Here is a 21,814-nt window from a genome sequence, read left to right as displayed (position 1 = left end):
ACATATTGCTATAACTTTTCTTGATAAGTTGGGTTCATCACCCTTCCTGGTTCGATCTCATCGGTTGACAGGTGACGATAATTTCTTATGTACAATTCATATAACACCTGGGTAGAAAGCATTCCCATAAGCGCCATATTATCTACTTCGTTTATTGTAGTGTTTTTTCGCAGCTTTGTCATTAGTTTTCCGGCTCTTGCTGCATCAAAAACACCTGCCTCTTTTAGTTTCGTTGCAGACAAATATTCATCCACAAAACCTGTTTTATCATTAAGCAAAGCTTGAGCAATTGGAGCCCGATAAGCTTGCTTTGGTCTCTTTAACACAGATTTAGGAATCACATCTTTAACTACCTGCTTTAAAAGATACTTTTCATCCAATCCTGAGATTTTTAAGTCATCCGGCAAACTTGCGCAAAACTCTATTATTCTGTGGTCTAAGAAAGGATAACGACCTTCAACGGAATTACCCATAGCCACACGGTCTCCTTGTGACGACAATAGATATCCCGACATAAATACATTGGATTCAATAAACTGGGCCTTAGCCAAGGGTGAATAATTACTTACTTTAGACGATATCCCTCGTTCGTACTCATTAACCAGGTCAGTCCCATTTAAATTTTCAAGGCTGTCACTTGTTAAGAAATTCCGAATTCGGCTGGTATTATTCCATCTCAACAAATGCGAATAAGCCGGAGAGTCAATTTCGGAGAGCTTATAACCAAAAAACAGTTTAAGCGCACTTGTTCCTGCATCTTTTATTTGCGGCAGATACGGGTACAGCTTTTTAAGTAACAATGGACGCAAATGCGAATCAGGGTATTTAGCCCAAAAATGTCTTATTATCGCTTCCTTAAAAATATTGTAACCACCCAGCATCTCATCAGCTCCTTCTCCGGTAATGACCACCTTAATGCCATTATCCCGTACAAGTTTAGAAAGTTTAAACATTGGGAATGGAGCGGTTCGTAAAACAGGTATCTCGGTATGCCAAATCACCTTTTCAAAAAGGTCAATTACATCTTCGTTTTTAAAAGAAACAGAATGATGTCTGGTATCAAAATGATGGGCTACCTCCTTTTGAAAAACAGATTCGTCAAAATCCTTTTCCTCGAAACCAATAGAAAACGTATTCAAGGCTTCAGGAAAAATCTTCTTGATAAAAGCTGTGGTGCTGGTGGAATCCAGACCACCACTCAAATAAGCCGCAACCGGAACATCCGCCCTCATCCTCAATTTCAAGGCATCCTTGAACAAATAACGAAAATCATCAACTGCATCAGACACAGATATATGACGGCAATTATCAAATGACAACGACCAGTAACGCTTTACGCTAAGTTTTCCGTTCTTTATCTTAGCATAATGACCTGGGGGCAATTCATATACATTTTTAAATGCTGTATTTGGCGTTTGGGTAGTCCAAAAAGTGAATATCTGGTTTAACCCTATAATATTCATTTGACGCCTTATTCCCGGATATTCGAATAAAGCCTTTATTTCAGAGGCAAACACAAAATCATTATGCACTTCGGAATAAAATAGGGGACGAATACCCATTCTGTCACGTGCCAGAAAAAGTTCTTTTTCAAATGAATCCCAGATGGAAAATGCAAACTGTCCGTTTAATTGGTTAAGACACTCAACGCCAAACTCCAGATACATATGCAAAACAACCTCTGTATCACAATTTGTTCGAAATTGGTGACCTTTCTTTTCTAGTAAGGATTTTAGTTCGGGATGATTGAACACCTCACCATTATAGGCTATCCAATACCTTCCATCCTGCGTGCACATGGGTTGTTGACCTGAGGCCAAATCAACAATGCTCAATCTAACGCTGCCTATATATGCGTCATCAGACAAATATACCCCGCATTCATCCGGTCCCCTATGCCGAATGCGAGTTAACATGGCATTTAAGACTTGCCTGGGGTCATTTAATATGTCATTCGTTACAAATCCTGCAATCCCACACATCTATTTTAAGTCAACAGTCAACAGTCAACAGTCAATGGGAAAATAAACCATAACTAATAACCAATGACCAATTTACTAATGACTAAACTAAGCCGCTTTTTTTTTCTCCACAAAGGCAGCTATTCTTTCAACACTACCAAAATTCTCTTCCTGTAACTCCGTATCTTCAGTTACAATATCAAATTCGCTCTCCAAAAAATTAATGAGTCCTAACAACCCCATTGAATCAAAAATACCCTCATCAAATATCAAAGTTTCATCTTTAATAACCGATGGCTCACTAAATGTAGTTTCTGCAATGAAATTCCTAATTTCTTCTTTCATATTTTTGTCTATTACAATTACCATATATATATTAAATATAAAGCTTTTTAATTTAGAATATGGTATAGTTTGCCGAATACCATATTTTTTTAGATAAACGTAATTGTTTTCTAAATCTTAAGCTTTCTATTACCATAATGAAAGCTTGAAGAATCACCCTTTACAAACCTACCCAATACTGCACTTCAATCGAATTAGTATATTAACACACCCTTAAGTTTACGGTCACATCCTTATTTCAGCAACAATTGACTATCCAACTCACTATAGCGGCTGTTCTGAGATTTATATTCAGGCACCAAATCTTTCATCCTACTTACCAGCAAATGACTTCCCTCGATTTTTAGCGCCAACAACAAATCATCCAGTTTATCCTTAATTTGTTGATATTCATATTGTCTAACCTTCGCAATCATTATTTTATCATGATGTGTTGGCAAAGTATTTTCTTTGGATGCCAAAAGTTCCTCATAAAGCTTTTCACCTGGTCTTAAACCGGTATAAGCGATATCGATGTCTTCTCCTAACTTCAATCCCGATAGTTGGATCATCTCTTTAGCCAGATCATCAATTTTAACAGGCTCTCCCATATCGAACACGAAAATCTCACCGCCATTCCCCATAAAACCAGCTTCCAGCACCAATTGACAAGCTTCCGGGATAGTCATAAAAAACCGGGTAATATCCTTGTGGGTAACAGTTATGGGGCCTCCTCTTTTTATTTGTTTTTTGAACAATGGCACTACAGAACCATTAGAACCTAAAACATTACCAAAGCGAGTTGTAACAAATTCTGTTCGTATTCCTCCAGACTGGGATAAAGCTTGTATATAGATCTCACAAATTCGCTTGGAAGCTCCCATTACGTTGGTTGGATTAACTGCTTTATCCGTAGAAATCATCACAAACTTTTCAACTTTATAATCAACCGCTAAATCCGCAAGCACTTTCACCCCCCCAATATTAACTCTAATGGCTTCATAAGGGAACTCTTCCATTAACGGTACGTGCTTATATGCAGCAGCATTGAAAACTATATGCGGCCTGTATTTTCCGAATACTTCGTGCATTCGCTGTTCATTTGTGACATCCGCCAAAACAACATCGAACGGGGCATCACTATGACTCAATATCAATTCTTGTTGTAAATCATACAATGCAGATTCGGCGATATCAATCATCACAATTTTTTGAACCGGGAAACGTAAAAGTTGACGCACTATTTCCGAACCTATTGAACCTGCCGCACCGGTAACCGCAATAACTTTGCCTTCCAGGCCTTCCATTATTTGAAGTTGGTTCAATTTAATCTCGTCGCGGCCAAGGATATCCTCTATTCGAATATCCCTGATTTGTTTTTGGTTAGAAATACCGTCAATCCAATTTCCTACCGATGGCATCACCTTCAGTTTCCAACCCTTATCCAAACAAGCATCAGCAATTTGATGTTTACGTTGAACAGAAATGCCGTTTATTGCTAATATTATAACACCTACTTGCTTTGACTGGCCAATTTTCAAAGCTTTTTCCCAGCTCATGACCGGAATAGAGTGTAATATCATATTCCATTTGTTTACGTTGTCGTCAATAATGCCTACCACATTATACTTGTTTATTTTATCACCCCTGATAGCTTCCAGCGTAATCTGACCCATATCACCTGCTCCATAAATAAACACATTGGTTGTGGTACTTTTCCTGGTTAAAGAGGCATAAACCTCTCTTACAAACATCCGGAATGCAAAACTTAGCATTACGGTCATTAAAAAATGAAATACAAGGGCTAATCTTGGAATATGGAATACTTCAAAACCAATAAGATTAAAAAATATACTAGAAATTAATAAGAAACCAAATGCTGTCACACATGCTATTATCAGTAATTTAAGCTCATTGTAGTTACTATGACGAATAACACCCCTATAAGATCCATAAAACAAATATGATCCTAAGTAAGTTACAAATACCCACAAAGCTCCTATTGCCAATTCTGATACCGAATACGAAGAAAGTTGGACATTTATTCTAAGAATAAAGGCTAGAAAAAATGCGTTCACAACTATTCCCATATCAATTAAAAGAATCCACCAAGGTGAAACAGTCCTACCATTAAAAATATTTAACAATAAAGATTTCATATATTTGAACTTTAATGACTAAAACAGAAAATTGATATTACAAACCCAACTATCAATAAAGACGAACAACTCAAACTTCTCATGATAATGTATTAAACCCTAACTTCATTAATAAAGCAATTAAAACATTACTACGACATTCAATTTATGATTTTTTTACGTTGATTGTAGGATTAATTTACAATATGGGGATGTTTTATGATGAATGGCTACATTGATTTGTTAAATCATTAGAAAAGCAGTACAAAAAAGGTAAATCCCAAGTTGGACTTACCTTTTTATTTTTTAATTTAAACAGATAGTTAAAATTAACTCCCTACTCACCTGATACTAAAAACTCTTCAAAATCGTCAGGATAGTTTCCATTTTCATCTACTTCAGGTCTTTTATCCAATGGAAGTTCCGGGATACTTTCAATAAATTCAATATCTTCCTCCCTTAAATCAATACCTCGATCAGTTAAATTATGCACAATAGTTTGTAGTTTTTCCACTATTTCCTCATAACTCATGTCCATAGAAGCCGATTTCAAAGAATTACCAACAACCATTTCGTAATTAACCATTCTCCACCCAATAAGATCTAACAACCTCATCAATACTTTTGAACTAGTCACCCCAAGTATACGGTATATAGCACTATTGTCAGGTCTTGGCAATCCCAGATTAGCACAATAAAGGTATATCGTTACAGTTCGCGTTTGTCCTGGATTTAAGCGAAGCCATGTCGTTTGAATTTGGATTCCATGTTGGAAATTTCCGCCTGTACATTCCCAAATTAGCCCTTTGGGAAAAAAGACTGTTCTACTTCGGATACCTTTGTTTTGTAAGGTAATTTTAAGCTTTACTTCACTCCCACTTCCATAACAAGCCAAGTCTCCAAGCGATTTTAAACTTGTTGCGGTTTCCTGTTCGTCCAATCCGGTTATTACTCCTTCTAATAGAATATCATCCGGCAATTCAAAATTTTCTGTAATCTCCAATTGCCCAGAAGTGTCTCCCAATCCTGGAATTTCTCCAGGAACCTCTTGCGTTATGGAATCTTTTTCACATGACCCCAATCCCAAAGCAAAAATAGTTATAAATACAAGTAATAATTTATTCATCATATAAGCTTTAATTAGTTCTGAATGTAATATACAATGTAATATACAACTTGTATGCTCTAGAACACAAAAAAATTGACCAATAATAATTGTTTATTGATTAACTACCTCTGTTCGTAAAATATTACTGGATGAAAGTAAATTGAGAAAAGTTTACACTAATTTTCATCTATGGTATTACCGCAGTGAAATAGTTCTGCCAGTATAAATAGAAAGAAATCTGGCCTAATGGTATTCTCTACCTGTTGTTTAATTTTTAATTACAACCTTGATTGTTTCCATATCTGCAGAACTGACAAGGGAAATCAGATATACACCAGAAACAAGATCCGAAGTGTAAAACTTACACCGATTGCTTTTAATTGGCTGTTCCGACATTTTTTTACCCCGCAGATCATAAAGAACCGCTTCTTGAAATTCAGTCTTGTCTCCAAGTTCTACGATAATCGACCCTTTATCTGCTCGCACCAATCGTGCTGCTTGATTATGGTTTAACTTATCAACATCGGTAGAAACTCCTTCCCAGCCTTCTATTTTGGCAAGCATCCACCACATGGCCTTTGCAATCCTAACAGCTCCAACCATACCAATGTGTCCAGTATATCCGCCATCCTCATTATCAGGGTGCAACACCGGGAAAGTATGCCCGTTCCAGGATGCGGTAGCTCTTTCGCCCTTGTTATTGTATGATAAAATATCCGCATAATCGAAAAATATACTATTGGGGTGGGTTTTAATGTAGTCCCGGATTATTTCCCATTTTTCGTATTGCTCATAGCCATTTGCCCCTTCTGCCATATAACCATCGATTGGGCCTGTACTAAAGAAAACTTTGGTTGCATAGTTATTGTCTTTGCAGAAATCCACATATTCTTGAGTAGCCCTTAAATAACTGTCGGCCAATCCTTTTCCATCATCGTAACAATGGCCAAATCCAATAGCACTAAGCTTAATACCTTCGTTACTGTTACAAAAAGCTATGCCTGCTTTTGTTCTAGCAACCGCATCCGGATTGTAGGTATATACTGGAGGGTTAACATAACAACACCAATCCTCTTCTCCATAATTATATATCCATCCCGATGCGTTATCAAGGTCGCCCCAAGTTCCCCTACTTATTCTTAAATTTGCTTCGGTAAAGGATTCGGGCTCATCCGACTCAGTAACACTTACCGAATACTTAAAATTTTGGCTTTCCAATTCTGCAAGTCCATCCCTGTATGCTGCACTGTGAGATTCTCCAGCTACCACCACCCACATTTTTTTCACGGCATCAATATACTCCTGAGGTATATTCTCATATTCATCAACTACCGAATGGTCGGCTATAATTTGACCATACACGCCAAATGAAATTTGGCTTAATACCAATAGGAATAAAATATTTTTCATAATCTATAATATTTCTAACAATGAGGAACTTACAAACTAATTTTGAGGCAAAAATACACTTTTTTTTACAATCTCGTAAAGAATTACTTCAATAAAACTTTAATAAAACTTTACAGTCAAAAAGTTTAATTTAAGAATCGAAATTGAATGAATGAATACAACAATGAAACATTTTTAATTAAAGCTCGTACATTTGGAAAGTTTTTAATCGTATCAAAAATAAACTTCAAAACATTACGTTTGAAAAAAAATATTCAATGTTAAAGTAATAAGACACAAAGATAATACATACAATTCAACACAACACAAAAATCAATACAACAATTATGAAGAAGTTAGTTTTTACGCTACTATTATTTGTACCTCTGCTCGTTTTTGCGCAAAGTACGTATTATGTTGCCGTAGACGGAAATGACAACAATCCGGGGACAATTGACAGGCCGTGGGCCACATGGAACAAGGGGTTTGCATCAGCAAGGCCGGGGGACATCGTTTATCTTAGGGGAGGTGAATATATGTCCATAGGTCCGGTAGCAATAGACCCGGTCGCTTTTCCTGAACCGGAAGGATCAAGTGGCACGCAGGAAAACCCGATAACCATCATGAGTTATCCCGGCGAATGGGCGGTGCTAAACTGCCAGAACCATTGCGAGATATATGCGGATTACCCTTATGGCAATTATTATAATTCAGGTATATATCTTAACAGAGTTCAATACATTACTTTCAAAGATTTTGAGGTCAAAAATGTTTATCAATGTGATAGCGTATTGAACGGGGCTATATCTGCAAATGAAGTATGCAACTTGACTTTCGACCATATTGTTGTACATGATGTTGGACAGAGAGGGTTTTGGGTACAAAGCGGGTCTTGGAATGAAGGCGATGCGCTCGTTTACGGAGATGTGGCACCCCCACCGCCATGGGGGTTTAACCATCCTGACACTATGCGGTACATTAATTGTGATGTATTTAATTTGTGTGATACACTATCTAGTACAATTGGTAACGGGGCAGACTGCTTCAAGACCGTTAACTATTTTGGGAATGTAGCTATATGGCAGGGATGTAGGTTATGGAATTATACAGATGATGGTTTAGACCCTACCGGACTAGGCAGTTATCGTATTGTTGATAATTGTTGGGCTATGCCCGGGACAAAATTTGATAATCTTGGGGATTGGGGGTATGAAAGAAATGGCTTTAAATTTGCGTCACCACTTCGCCCGTTTCAATATAGTGTAGATTCCGTATATGTTAGGGTTACCAATTCACTTGCTATCGGGGCCACACATGGTTTTGGGGAGCTGGATGCGAACAGCAATGGAGAAGCTATCGGAGTGGATGAAGATTCGTACCGTCGAAACAACTCTAGGTATTATAACAATACCGCTTTTAAGTGTAATATTGGGTTTGCAAGCTCACCCTCATCAGCCGACAACTATCCACGTTTATCGGAATATCGAAATAATATTTCATTTGACCCACAGTCGAACGAGCCAGGTAATGGTCAACCTTATTATGTTTATTTACATGGCGACCAATATACCGAAAGTAATAATACGTGGCGATGGATTGCAGGATATCCATATTTCGAGGTAAATCCCGATTATACGGTTACTGATGCCGACTTTGTGACAACAGATTTGAATGAGATCTATGCACTTTTCACAGCTCCACGTAACTCTGATGGATCGCTTCCTCCAAGTCCAATAAAATTGGCAGTAAGTAGCGATTTAGTTGACGCGGGAACCGATGTGGGACTACCTTATTATGGCGGTAAACCAGACATCGGATACTCGGAATATATGCCCAATAATTACAGGCCTTTAGAGATAACGGATTATTCCCCTGATAAAACAGTTGGGAATGTAACCATTTCTTATTATTCGCCGCAAGCCTCAGAGGTAAGTGTTACTGTTGTAAATGGTGCAGGCACGCAGTTTGTATCAATTACCGACGTTGCCTCGATTGGCGAAAACAACCAGGTAAATGTTGATTTATCAGGTTTATCCTCCGGCAACTATATCGTCCGGCTGAACAATGGAACCTCTTCGGCCTCTTGTTCGGTAACAAAACTAGCTGACGATATAGTGGTTGATTATAAAATAGTTAAAAAATTCCCAAATCCGACGAAGGATCTTTTTGCTATTCAGTTTTTATGTCCGCAAGCGGCTATTCTCTCGGTCATTGTATCAGACGAGACAGGAGAAACGGTTTTGTATGATTCTTTTTCTGCCAAACAGGATCTGAATAAAATAGTGCTTAACCTATCACCGCTGGAAACCGGGAATTATACGGTGACCTTAAATGATGGCGAAAACAAAATTAGCACTTCTGTCACTAAACAATAGTTCAGATATTTATTTAAAATTTAGAAGGTAAAAATTATAAGAGCTGGGAACTTTTGCTGCCAGCTCTTTTTTTGTATTTGCGAGAAAACCCTCCATTTTTTAATACGTATTTACGCTTACCTTTGACCCCAAATTAATATAGGGTCATTCTGTAATGGATATACGGCTTTATTTCAATAACTTGAAATGCTCGCTAACCATAATCACAATACACGCATCGCTCCCCGGCGAGCCTGAGAGGTATCACCCATAAGTCACATAACACTATTCCCGGGGATTTGCCTCCCTGACTGAAACATATCTTACTTTAGGCCCTATCTATTTAGTTTAGGTTACTGTCCACTGAACCATACGGTTGATAACACAACGTGTAATACACTAAACAATATTTGATTATATTTGTATTGGATGTATAACAATATTCAACGAATAACATTTATCTGGAAATACATTTAATTATACCGTTATGAAATTAAAATATCTTTTTCTCATAGTTTCATTAAATATCATTCTGGTTTCATGTAGTCACAAAGAAATACCTTCAGACATGAATATTATTTTTTTACATCACAGTACAGGTGATATCTTATGGAATGGAAGACAGCCTTCACTATTAAACAAAGCATTTAGAAAAATAAGTCCAAAACTTGCAAAAAAAATCAACAAAAATGGCTTAATCCCAACAATGGTAAAAGAACACAACAAAGCGTTCAATACTAATTACAATATCCAGGAAATGATATTTCCGAAGTCATCGCCATATGGTTGGAACAATTTCCCTTATGACTATTATAATATTTGGGTGAAAAATGCCGGAGTAGAACCCTATATGGAAGAACCTACCTTAGAGCTCCTCACTAAAAAGTATCAGGTAGTTATTTTCAAGCACTGTTTCCCGGTGTGCTACATTAACGACGAAGTGGATATCGCTGATGTTGATTCTGATGTTAAAACAATGGCAAATTACAAACTGCAATACGCCGCGCTGAAAGATAAACTACATAAATTTACGGATACTAAGTTTATATTATTTACGGGTGCGGCGCAAGTGGAGGGCAATATCTCGGAAGATGCGGCAAGGCTTGCACAAGACTTTTTTAATTGGGTACGAAATGAATGGGATTTGCCCGGAGACAACATTTACCTGTGGGATTTGTATGGCTTGCAAACAGAAGGCGGCCTGTATTTTAAAGATGAATATGCGTCTTCGCCAACAGACTCGCACCCCAACAATGCTTTTGCCGAAAAAGCCGGTAAATTATTGTTTAACAGAATTATTGATGTTATTGAAAACGAAGGTACAAAGACGGCTTCTAATGGCAAAAAACAATAATCACATTAATTGTTCCTCAATAATCCATGTAACGTTTCCTCGGAAGAAAAGCCAACCCCCTTTTCTTTCAATACTTTTATTAATTCGTTTGTAAACACAATTGCTCCGTTGGTTTGCAGGTGCGATTCGTCGTAGTAATACGACTTATCCTTATAAACTGGATTTAATGTATCGTAAACGAAAAATTGAATTCCTGGATGAGATATTTTTTTCAATCGATCTTCGAATTCAACATTATAGGCCTTAAAATTTGGGGAAAACACTAAAACCAGTTCAATGCCATGGCCGGCACAAATATCTTGTATCTTTTGAAATGCCATCACTTTTTCGGCCACTTCGTCTCTAACAATGTAAGGCTCATTTATCGGATTATAATAAAAACTCCTGTCTGTTCTTTGGAATGAAACGGGCATCGACCCACAATCCTTTAAGCTATCCAATGCCGAGAATTTTCTTGCCCTTAGATCGAAATTTCTTTTATTGGCGCGTGCCAAGGCAAAAAACCTGGACAAGATAGTTTTTTCACCCTGATGTATCATTTCGTCATTGATATAGTTGTATTTAACCAAAGGGTATAACCTGTCGAACCTAAATTTAATGGCTACGCTAGGTAAAAGTTCTTCGGGGTCGTCCAGAACTAGGAAAACAATCTTTGGCCGGCTATTATACTTTATCAGTGTTTTCAACAAAAATTCATGAAACGTTACATCGCTCCCCGGGTACGACAAATTATAGGTTGGCATTCCGATAGAATCTTCTATTTGACTTGCAATAACATTCCTTGCCCCACGCGATGACCCCAATATAATAATATCCTTATTAATTTCCCCTTCAACCAATTTTTCAATGCGCCTATCCTTCTCTAAGGATGGCGAGATCAACAGGAATAAAATAAATATCTTATCTAACACAAAAAATATAACTGCGAAAAGCAATATGTTTTTTAGGAATCGTTGCATGACTAAAATTGAAAATAAATAAATTGCTGTTCCTTGCCGCTAAAAACAAATATTACCGATACAATTATAAAATAAGTAGCCCACCTATACGGGCGCTTCCAACTTGACCCAAGATTAGCAATGCCATACATTCCTTCCCTGCCCAACCACTCGGTAACAACCAAAACCAAAACCATAAAACCTACTATTAAGGCTCTATTGAATCCGGGAAAATACGGAATCGAGAATAGAGACGGAGATAAAATTTCAGAAATGTAACTGATGGCATGACCCACATTTTCTGCCCTGAAAAATATCCATGCAAATACGGTCAGTAAAAAAGTCAAGAGCATGGAGGATAGATCCCTGAAGCTGGGGAAGTATTCGCCCTTTGCCACAATTTCAAGATTACTGCGATTTTTTTTAGCCAACAATAAAGGCAAAAAATACAGTGCATTTAAAGCTCCCCAAATAATAAATGTCCAGTTGGCCCCGTGCCAAAAACCGCTGACCACAAATATCACAAAGGTATTTCTAATCTTCATCCAGATCCCACCCCGACTGCCCCCCAAAGGTATGTACAAATAATCCCTAAACCAGGTAGATAGCGAAATATGCCAGCGTCGCCAAAACTCAGCTATATCGCGCGAAAAATAAGGAAAATTAAAGTTTTGCATTAAGTCGAAACCAAACAAGCGGGCTGTACCAATAGCGATATCTGAATAACCCGAAAAATCGCCATATATCTGAAATGTGAAAAACAAAGCCCCCAACACTAAGGTACTTCCCGCGTAATCTGCTGAATTGTTAAAAATCAGGTTTGCCAGCTCAGCACAATTATCTGCAACCACAATTTTCTTGAACAAGCCCCATAATATCTGTCGCAATCCATCTACGGCTTTTGAATACACAAAAGAACGACTGCGATAGAACTGAGGTAGTAAGTGAGTGGCTCTTTCTATTGGTCCGGCAACCAACTGTGGAAAAAAACTCACAAATGCCGAGAAAGCAATAAAATCTTTGGTTGGAGTTAGCTTTCGTTTATAGACATCTATGGTATAACTTAAGGTTTGAAAAGTATAAAAACTAATTCCAACAGGTAAAATAATGTTTAGGGATGTCGCTTTTAACTCACTTCCAAACAAAGAAAAAGCATCTACAAAATTATCCAGAAAGAAGTTATAATATTTAAAAAATCCCAAAAAACCAAGGTTGACCACTATACTCGACCATAGCAATAGTTTCCTTTTGACCGGTTTTTCTTCGTTAGTCAATCTTCGCCCAACCCAATAGTCAACCATAGTACTGAAGAAAATCAACGATAAAAACCGCCAATCCCACCACCCGTAAAAAAGATAGCTGGCTACAACGATCAACATATTCTGAAATTGGATGCTTTTGTTAAAAACGAACCAATAAAGCAGAAACACTATCGGTAAAAATATGGCGAAGTCAATAGAATTAAAAAGCATTATGCTATAGTCAGTTTTTGTAATTCAATGTTAATAAATACCTAAACAGGACGAACCGGAAAAGTATCATGATTCACAACAGTTGAAAAGATAATTTACCTTAAACAACACGAACTTTATTGCTAAGCGTTCATTCTTAATACCATTTGAAATCAGAATCTCATAGGTCAATTTCATATTATTTATATTTTTTTATCTTCGTACATATTGACAATTTCAAGAATCTTACGTGTTAGCTTAATGGCTCCGTATTCGTTTAAATGGGAATTCCCTATCCAATCCTTTTCCGCATCAAACAAAACACTAAAAGCCCTTGAATTTAAATTAAACAATTCAGCAGAGTGCCCATTAGGGAAATTAAGCAAATAAGGCCCCCGTGCTTCATTGTTTTGCGTCTTTTTATATCCGGGCATCTCAACAACAATCAGTTTGATACCATTCGCGTCACAGAGATTGGATATCTCGGATATCCAATACGACGAACGAAACATCTGTAGGTCCAGCTTGATATCCCGATATTTACTCCGATCAGGAATAGTTTTTCGAAACTTAAGCTGCCCAAGAATCATTGTAGCCTCGCGGTGCGTTTTGCTTACTATTTTCTTGATTAACTCAAATCCGAGCCATCTATACTTTAAAATGGGAACATCCTCTATTCTGTACTCATGATCCTTCATGGTACATTCTACAATAGGATGAATACCTTCGTCGTCGAACGATTTCACCATATTGGAATTCAATCCAAGAATAACATATTCGGGGAAAGCAGCGTATGTGTCCAGGTACTCCTTCAACTGTACGTAGTTTGTTCTAACATTGGCTCCTCCAATGGCTGTATTGTAGGATGTAATCCCATTCTCGGTCAAAAACCCGGTATCAATACCGTCGAATGAGGTACTTGCCCCCAGCACCAACAATTTAAAATCAGGTTCCCGAAAATTAAGTGTCTCCAGCCTTTTAATAAAATTATAATCGGTATTGATTATAACCATAGTATAAACCACGTTTATCACTGCGAAAAAAACGATAAAATAACCGACAAACAGGATGGATTTCAAGGTAAGTTTACGCATAAATTAAAATTGTGAATAGATAAATTGTTGTACATTGTTTCCTAAAACAAACAAAATAGTTAGCATAAGTGAAAATACAGTCCACCTAAAAAGGGTGTTCCCTAATCTATCACTTTGCCAGCTTCTCGCTATCCTGTTCGACAAGGGTTTAAAATCTTCATTTATCCATTCTATTAATAGCATCACAAAAATAAAAACCAGTACGGACAAAGATATTTGTTGAATGAGCTCGAGGAACACAAAATACAAAGACCCGTTGAACGTAAACAATTTTGAGAACAACAAAATGGTGGATTCCAGATTTGGGGAGAAGAAAAACACCAGGGAGGTACCATAAAACACATATACGACTACACGCCCGATGCCTTTACGCAGATACCCGGGCATTTTCGAAAAAACAAGCATCCTCCATCGTCTGCTCAAGTATTCGTAAACAATCGCAATGGCTTGTAATACTCCCAGCAACATAAAATTCCAGCCGGCACCATGCCATACACCAAACAGCACCCATGTTAGCACAACGGCGTAAATGGCACCATATATCCCCCATTTGCGACGCCGGAAACTTGTTTGCTTAAAAACATAATCGTTAAACCACGACGACAGGGAAATATGGAACCTCTTCCAAAAAGAGGTCATGTTTTCCGCAAAAAAAGGTCTATTGAAATTTGGCAAAAGATCTATTCCGAACATTTTGGCACCTCCAATGGCGATGTCGGTATACCCCGAAAAATCGAAATACAAGTAAAGGGGCAGCAATAACAAAAGGATACAAAGCGAGTATCCATTTGCTCCATCTAGGTTGGCAAAGGTGCTTTGTACATATGGAGCCAATTGGTTCGCTATGGCTACTTTTTTAAAAAAACCTATCAGCATCACAATCATTCCCTCAGTAACCTTATCCATATTAAACGGCACTGTTTGCTTTAGCTGAGGCAAAAAATGGTTTGACCGCTCTATTGGTCCGGAAATGAATTTTGGGAAAAAGCTGAGGTACACCCAGAAATGAAGAAAATTTTTCTCGGGTTTCTCCCATCCCATCTTTACATTAAATAAATATCCTACTCCTTGAATGGTAAAATAAGAAATACCTATGGGTACGATATACTCTGCCAGGGTGTTGAGATAAAAACTACTGTTGAACAGATGTAAAATCGGATCTATGGCAAAAGATGAATATCGCATCACTATCAATTGCGATACATTTATTACCAAACCTATCCGAAACAATAATTTTTTATTGCCGGAATCAGGCATCTTAATCCCTATGTAATAATTTATCAGTGTATAAATCAATACATATGTTAGCAAATGTACGCTTAACCACGCAACAAACCCGGCACTTAACAATGCAAGATAGGGCATCTTGTATTTAGGGGTAAGCATGTATAATATCAAAGCCGTAGAAATAATCAGGACTACGAACTCAAGAGAAACAATGTCCATTGGTGCTATTTTTTACATATCGAAACTAATCAATTGAACGATTATTTCGTAGCATGATATGGCTGATTTTGACAAGCGGTGGAATATTGCTTATTAAGTAACCGTAATAAGCAGTTGAATCGTAATATATAAAAACATATCACAATAAAAGATAATGGACCTAACCTTGACAAGGCTAAAATAGTCAAGTCCCAACCCACCTCTTCCGGCAATCAGGCTTTTTATTGCGGGAAATACAACGGATAAGAGCCTTGGCTTTTCTGTTGTATAAAGCCCTACGGGTAACATTTTTTGCTTTCGGCAAGCCCTACATACCAAAACAAGCGGTCAGCGCCAGCAAAACCTTTGCCAGTTGGCTATCCGACATGTTTGATCCCGATGGCAGACACAGACCGCATTCAAAAAGTTTTTCTGACACGCCATTTAAATATTTGGGATAATGTTCAAATACAGGTTGCAGATGCATCGGTTTCCAAAGCGGTCTGGTTTCAATGTTCACCTTTTCGAGTTCTTCCTGCAACTTTTGCGGCGATATACCCAACTTACTCTCATCTATTAAGACTGTCGTGAGCCATCTGTTCGAAAAATATCTTTCGTCCGGTTCCTCCAGGAAACTAATCCCAGATACATCTTTCAGGTTCTGTTTGTAATATTGGAAAATCTCCCGCCTTTTTGCCACCCTTTGTTCTATCACTTCCATTTGCCCCCTGCCGATCCCGGCAAGCACGTTGCTCATTCTGTAGTTATAGCCTATTTGGCTATGCTGATAATGCGGGGCGGGGTCTCTAGCCTGGGTAGCGAGGAAACGGGCTTTGTCGATCCACTCTTGTCTGTTGGAAAGCAATGCTCCCCCACCCGAGGTGGTGATTATTTTGTTGCCGTTGAACGAGAGTATGGACATGGCACCGAACGAACCAAGCTTTTTACCGTTAAAAGAACTTCCCAGTGCTTCCGCAGCATCCTCTACAACCGGGACATGGTAACGGTCGGCTATTTCCATAATGCGGTCCATATTAGCTGGCATACCATATAAATGAACCACAATAATAGCTTTTGGCATTGTCCCACCGTTTTCTTTCCGTTCTTTCAGTGCTTTCTCCAAAAGCACCGGATCCATGTTCCATGTTTGATTTTCACTATCGACAAATACCGGGGTGGCGCCTTGGTAAACGATAGGATTAACCGAGGCGGAGAACGTAAAGGTAGATACCAATACCTCGTCGCCAGCTTGAATGCCGAGCATTATCAATGCTAAATGAAGGGCTGCTGTACCGGCGCTTAAAGCTGCTGCATGATTCGCTCCGCAGTATGCAGCCAATGTTTCCTCAAAGGCATTTACATTAGGACCCAAAGGGGCTACCCAATTCTGATCGAAAGCTTCCTTGACAAATTTTTGCTCATGACCCGACATATGAGGCGATGATAGATATATTCTTTTATTTGTAGTCATCGAATAAATATTGATATTGTTAATACTGCACAAAACAAAGGCTTTGGCCTATATGGATAAACTTACCTAAAAACAGTTTGGAAAATGATACGTATATCCCCCAAAAACGTATTGTTGTAATAGTAATCGAGGTTAATTTTAACTTTATCTGGCCAGATAATCTCCTTATTATACTTTACCGGATCCGGCACCGTAGACAACAACTCTTCTTCGTTGGCATATTTTAAAGATGCGGTACCGGTAATCCCGGGACGCAATTCCAATATCTTTTGCTCTTCACCCTTCAATAGATCGTAATACTCGGGCATGTCAGGTCTGGGCCCCACAAAACTCATATCCCCGATTAGTACGTTCCAAAGTTCGGGCAACTCGTCGAGCTTATACTTTCGCAACTTTGCTCCTAACGGGGTAATCCTACTTTCTCCTTTTACCGAAACAGTGCTTCCTCCATGACCTAGCGTCATAGTCCTGAATTTATATATCGTAAAAAGCTTTCCCTTTCGTCCGACTCTTTTTTGAACAAAAAATATTGGGCCGGGCATTTCAATTTTAATCAATACTACAATAACCGCAAGAAGTGGCCACAAAAACACCAATCCAACCAACGATGCTACAATATCGAACATTCTTTTCATCGAGAGAATCTCCTTTTCAGATTTAGACACAACACAACCATATTTTACCGTTATACCTTGTTATACTTGATTAATTATAAATACCAACTTACCGTATCGGAAATATATTTCTGACCATAAAGATTAAAATGCAGAGGATCCGAAAAATAACCCGGTTCCTGAATAATACGCTCCTTATTCAAATCCAGAAATCTCACCTTATCATATTTACTTGAATAATTTATAAAATAATCGCACATGTTATCGTATCCCTCTTTTTTAAAGGTTTCCAGTTTCGCTTTATAAATAGGCATCATCACCAGAATCACATTTGAACTATGCGCCCTGACCAACTCCATTGTGCTTTCAAAGATAGCGATCATCGATTCGTCCATAGCGACCTCTTTTGTCCCTTTTTCATCTAATAGATGAGCAACAGATGAACTATCAATTTGATTGGTTTTGAAATTCTCATAATTGCCAACATATGCATTTACAATTGAAACTACAAGGCGCGACTCAAACCTTTTGGTCCTAATCAACTTATGGACATAATATTCTCTGGGTTCTGCATTATCCCTAATGTAACTGTCAATATTCTTATCATCCATATAGGGATAAAACAAGGTATAAACATTCTCCGCCTCTTTTATGGTTGAAAACATTACGGGGCTGAGTTCATAAATAACAGTCTTGACGCCTTTGGGATATTTATTGAAGAAATGTTCAATCATGGCCTTACGCTCAACAATTGATACCCCCTCGTAGGTGTACTTTGAAACATTTGTATGGGTAAGATCTTCCATATCCTTTCTATTAAAACCTGTTTGTGCCATCGAAGAGCCATTGATCATTATTTCCGGAGTAGAACCGAAACCATAATATTTGTCCAAACCTTTTACCAAGAACAATGAAAGGAGAAAATCAAATAGAAAAAAAACGACCATTAAAACCGTAACCCTAAAAATAAATATCTTGAAATTCATGTACCCTAGAATTGAAAATATATAAAACTATTTCCATCAAACACCCCAAATAAGATAATGGTAAAAATTACCCCAAGATATGCAGCGTATCTTAACAGCAAACTGTTGTTATTGAATATAGAGATCTTAATTTCGATAAATTCATCTTTAAAATCCTTTAGTAACAAGATAACAATCCCAATTACAGAATAGGTTAAGGTAGTAAGGTCGAGATATGGGGTCCCTTGATCCACCACAATTTTTTTTAATACCGTCCAGGAATCACTCACCGTTTCTGCCCGTCCAAAGACCTCGGATACCGCAAAAAGGAAAAAAGTTACGACCATACAAAAAAGCAAATACAAGGATTTTGAATTCAGATTATATTTTTTTTCGAACGCCCCCCTTTTCACTTTATGCAAAGCTTCGATACTTAAAAAAGTGCCTTGCATAAGCCCCCAAACGACCATCGTCCATGATGCCACATGCCAGATACCGCTGATCAGGAAAGTAATTTCAAGAGCCAGCACGGTGCCCCAAATCCCATATTTTCTATAAGAAAAGGATAACGGTGTGTAAAGATAATCGGTCAACCATGTAATCAGCGACATGTGCCATCTTCTCCAGAACTCGGCCATAGAGGTGGCAAAGAACGGACGTTTGAAGTTGGGCACCACTTTTATACCCAATATCTTGGCCACCCCCATGGCCAGCAAGGTGTAACCTCCAAGATCGGCATATACCTGAAAAGGGTAAAGTATAGATGCGACCAGTAAAGAACCTCCGTTGCTTCCCGCTATATTGCCATAAACAACATCCACATAGATACCTATACGATCCGCCACCACTAATTTCATAAAATACCCCCAAAGCATCATTTTCATTCCACCTTTCAGATCTTCAAAATCTATTGCCTTAAAGTTGCGGAATTGAGGGAAAAGATTTCCGGCTCTTTCAATGGGCCCGGAAAGAATCAAGGGGAAAAAAGATACGAAAAGGGCTACGATACCAATGTTTTTTTCCGCTTCTATTTCTTCATTATAAATATCGATGGTATAACCGATACACATAAAAGTATAATAGGAGATCCCGATAGGCAGTAAAAACTTCATCTCCGGCAGGGGCCATCGTATATTTTGGCCATCCAACCAAGCTATCATATCATTATTAATAACCATAAAATACTTATAAAACAGCAAGGGCATCAAAATAAGTATGATATTTATTATCATCAACTTCTTTTTCTTTTCATCATCTTCGGTTTTGTCCATCATCCTGGTAAAAAAATAAGTCGATAATGTTACTCCGATCGTTAACAAGGCATAAACGGGCTCAATATTAACATAAAAAAAATAACTCGCTATTAGCAAGGTTAACCATCTATACCTTGCAGTTGTGAGGTAGAATAAAACCACAACTACCGGCAAGAAAATTAAAAAGTTAAGGGATGTAAATACCATGATAAGATTACAATGGATTAAATCTTAGATCCAATAATACGAATCATATCCCCTACGTTACGCATCTTATTTAAGTCCTTAAACTTAAATTTTATAGAAAAATCATTTTCAACTTCAGCAATAAGGGCCATATGTGTCAAAGAATCCCAGTTCTCTACATCGCTCGCACTCAAGTGATCGGTAAGTTCTAATAATTCATTATTAAAAACCCTTCTGAAAACCGTCGTCAATTTACTTACCAGTTCTTTTTTATCCATACTGAAATTTTAATGTATTACTAAGTGTTTCAATTTTTTCCGATCCACTTTTCCGTTCGTATTCAACGGAAATTCATCCTGGGTATAATAAACTGAGGGCACCATATAGTAAGGCATCTTGCCCATAAGATAATTATTCAATTCATCATAATCATCTAAGCGACCCTCTATAAAAAGAGCAAGTTCCACAATACCATTGGAATTATTAAATGCAATGGCCACAGCATTTTGACCTTTTACAAATTCTCTGGCGTGATATTCGATCTCGCCCAATTCGATTCTATATCCCTGTATTTTCACTTGATAATCCAAGCGACCGGCTAACATCAAATCACCATCATTGTCCATGTAACAGGAGTCACCAGTTCTGTAAAACCTGAGTGATACTCCGTTTATCTCCTTCATAAAAAATGCTTGCTGATTCTTTTTTTGGGTATTCCAATACCCTTTGGTTAATTGGTCCCCGGCGATACACAGCTCCCCCTTTTGATTAGCAGGCAGAATATTCCTATCTTCGTCAGCAATAATAGCAGTTATACCTTGTAGTGGTTTCCCTATACATAACATGCCATTTAAATCTTTATTGCCCCCATTCCTGTCAAACTTATAATATGTGCAGTAAATAGTTGCCTCCGTTGGTCCGTACAAATCAATAATTTCAGCATTTGGAATACATTGCGCCCACTCCTCGATGAGGTCCAAGGGGGACGCTTCTGCCGTTAATATATTATACCGCAAATCCGTGAAATCAAATTCATCGAAATAGGGACGTAGGGATCTTATCATCGAAGGGGCCATTGCACCGAAAGTTAACTTCTGCTCCTCAACAAGATTTGCGGCGTAAATTGGTTTTATTCGATCATGCGGTATGGTATAAATACAAGCCCCTTTGATCAAAGGGGCCACAAAAGATTGAACGGAAACATCAAAGGTAAGATCGAAACACTGTAGGCACCTATCATTATTGTCTAATTGGATTCCAATATCCCAAAACGCTTTCATAAAGGCGCCTAGATTGCCTCTTGTAATTGGTACCCCTTTAGGTTTGCCCGTACTGCCTGAGGTAAATAATATGTAAGCCAGGTCGTCGTCATTTTTCCTCACAGGGTCAAGGTTCATTCCTGTAAATTCAAGCTCCTTGCTTTTAATACACTTGACTCCCGGAATAAAGGTTTCTTCGGAAGAATCGACTATCAAGTTTATTTCGGCCTGCTCCATTATTTTACGCCCCCTTTTTACCGGGTGATTTGGATGAATCGGAACATAAGCATAACCCTCCAACCAAATGGCTAAAATACCGGCATATGTTTCAATGTCGTCGTTAGCCACTATCCCAATATGGCCGCTTTCAGTAGACTGGCATTGAAGTTCTGTGCGGATTTTTGATATTGTTTTTGCCAAACATGAATACGAGAATAAAACATCCCCTATACAAAATGAGTTGCAATCCGGGTATTTTTCAAATGAATTTAGAATAGGTTTAAGTATATATTTTTCGAACATTGCCTCAC

General features: G+C 38.0%; 17 protein-coding genes. 2 read left to right on the top strand and 15 right to left on the bottom strand.

The annotated features are described in order from the left end of the window. Positions 1-8: 8 nt before the first annotated feature. From asnB to ACT29I_RS11410, 5 genes are all read right to left on the bottom strand, one after another. Positions 9-1,982 (bottom strand): asparagine synthase (glutamine-hydrolyzing), encoded by a 1,974-nt coding sequence (asnB, locus tag ACT29I_RS11430; protein WP_444793504.1) that lies wholly within the window; start codon positions 1,980-1,982, stop codon positions 9-11. A gap of 87 nt (positions 1,983-2,069) precedes the next feature. Continuing rightward, positions 2,070-2,306: an acyl carrier protein gene (locus tag ACT29I_RS11425; RefSeq protein WP_444793503.1), complete on the bottom strand. Its 237-nt coding sequence runs from the start codon at positions 2,304-2,306 to the stop codon at positions 2,070-2,072. A gap of 233 nt (positions 2,307-2,539) precedes the next feature. After that, on the bottom strand, positions 2,540-4,444 hold the full coding sequence (locus tag ACT29I_RS11420) for a polysaccharide biosynthesis protein (protein ID WP_444793502.1): 1,905 nt from the start codon (positions 4,442-4,444) through the stop codon (positions 2,540-2,542). Positions 4,445-4,760: 316 nt separating this feature from the next. Further along, positions 4,761-5,552: a hypothetical protein gene (locus ACT29I_RS11415; RefSeq protein ID WP_444793501.1), complete on the bottom strand. Its 792-nt coding sequence runs from the start codon at positions 5,550-5,552 to the stop codon at positions 4,761-4,763. A gap of 246 nt (positions 5,553-5,798) precedes the next feature. Beyond that, positions 5,799-6,941 (bottom strand): T9SS type A sorting domain-containing protein, encoded by a 1,143-nt coding sequence (locus ACT29I_RS11410; protein WP_444793500.1) that lies wholly within the window; start codon positions 6,939-6,941, stop codon positions 5,799-5,801. Positions 6,942-7,267: 326 nt separating this feature from the next. Here ACT29I_RS11410 and ACT29I_RS11405 point away from each other — a divergent pair, with 326 nt between their 5' ends. Together ACT29I_RS11405 and ACT29I_RS11400 are read left to right on the top strand one after the other, a co-directional pair. Continuing rightward, on the top strand, positions 7,268-9,295 hold the full coding sequence (locus tag ACT29I_RS11405; protein WP_444793499.1) for a T9SS type A sorting domain-containing protein: 2,028 nt from the start codon (positions 7,268-7,270) through the stop codon (positions 9,293-9,295). Between the two features lie 466 nt (positions 9,296-9,761). Continuing rightward, entirely contained in the window at positions 9,762-10,628 is an 867-nt protein-coding gene (locus tag ACT29I_RS11400; protein ID WP_444793498.1) for a hypothetical protein, read from the top strand. 5 nt (positions 10,629-10,633) lie between these two features. On the opposite strand, the gene ACT29I_RS11395 is transcribed toward ACT29I_RS11400, so the two are convergent. The 10 genes from ACT29I_RS11395 to ACT29I_RS11350 all read right to left on the bottom strand — a co-directional run bounded on the left by ACT29I_RS11395 (position 10,634) and on the right by ACT29I_RS11350 (position 21,806). Further along, complete coding sequence (locus ACT29I_RS11395) at positions 10,634-11,587, bottom strand: hypothetical protein (protein WP_444793497.1); 954 nt, start codon at positions 11,585-11,587, stop codon at positions 10,634-10,636. Between the two features lie 2 nt (positions 11,588-11,589). Next, a complete protein-coding gene (locus ACT29I_RS11390; RefSeq protein WP_444793496.1) occupies positions 11,590-12,945 on the bottom strand; it encodes an MBOAT family O-acyltransferase in 1,356 nt (451 codons plus the stop codon). Between the two features lie 275 nt (positions 12,946-13,220). Beyond that, a complete protein-coding gene (locus ACT29I_RS11385; RefSeq protein ID WP_444793495.1) occupies positions 13,221-14,111 on the bottom strand; it encodes a hypothetical protein in 891 nt (296 codons plus the stop codon). A gap of 3 nt (positions 14,112-14,114) precedes the next feature. Then, positions 14,115-15,557: an MBOAT family O-acyltransferase gene (locus ACT29I_RS11380; RefSeq protein ID WP_444793494.1), complete on the bottom strand. Its 1,443-nt coding sequence runs from the start codon at positions 15,555-15,557 to the stop codon at positions 14,115-14,117. A gap of 307 nt (positions 15,558-15,864) precedes the next feature. Continuing rightward, positions 15,865-17,007: an aminotransferase class I/II-fold pyridoxal phosphate-dependent enzyme gene (locus tag ACT29I_RS11375; RefSeq protein ID WP_444793493.1), complete on the bottom strand. Its 1,143-nt coding sequence runs from the start codon at positions 17,005-17,007 to the stop codon at positions 15,865-15,867. Positions 17,008-17,069: 62 nt separating this feature from the next. Next, the gene (locus ACT29I_RS11370; protein WP_444793492.1) at positions 17,070-17,672 is read right to left on the bottom strand and encodes a sugar transferase; all 603 of its coding nucleotides are present in this window, start codon (positions 17,670-17,672) and stop codon (positions 17,070-17,072) included. A 44-nt stretch (positions 17,673-17,716) separates the two neighbouring features. Beyond that, positions 17,717-18,607 carry a hypothetical protein gene (locus ACT29I_RS11365; RefSeq protein ID WP_444793491.1) on the bottom strand — a complete coding sequence of 297 codons (891 nt, stop codon included), beginning with the start codon at positions 18,605-18,607 and terminating at the stop codon, positions 17,717-17,719. A gap of 5 nt (positions 18,608-18,612) precedes the next feature. Further along, positions 18,613-19,860: an MBOAT family O-acyltransferase gene (locus ACT29I_RS11360; RefSeq protein WP_444793490.1), complete on the bottom strand. Its 1,248-nt coding sequence runs from the start codon at positions 19,858-19,860 to the stop codon at positions 18,613-18,615. 203 nt (positions 19,861-20,063) lie between these two features. Further along, positions 20,064-20,303, bottom strand: coding sequence for an acyl carrier protein (locus tag ACT29I_RS11355; RefSeq protein WP_444793489.1), 240 nt, complete (start codon positions 20,301-20,303; stop codon positions 20,064-20,066). A 9-nt stretch (positions 20,304-20,312) separates the two neighbouring features. Next, a complete protein-coding gene (locus tag ACT29I_RS11350; protein ID WP_444793488.1) occupies positions 20,313-21,806 on the bottom strand; it encodes an AMP-binding protein in 1,494 nt (497 codons plus the stop codon). Positions 21,807-21,814: the final 8 nt, after the last annotated feature.

It is taken from the genome of Saccharicrinis sp. GN24d3, from assembly GCF_052400645.1.
In the GTDB taxonomy this organism is placed as follows: domain Bacteria; phylum Bacteroidota; class Bacteroidia; order Bacteroidales; family Marinilabiliaceae; genus Saccharicrinis.
The sequence above is the reverse complement of the archived record's forward strand: the minus strand, read 5'-3'. Positions and strand labels throughout refer to the sequence as shown.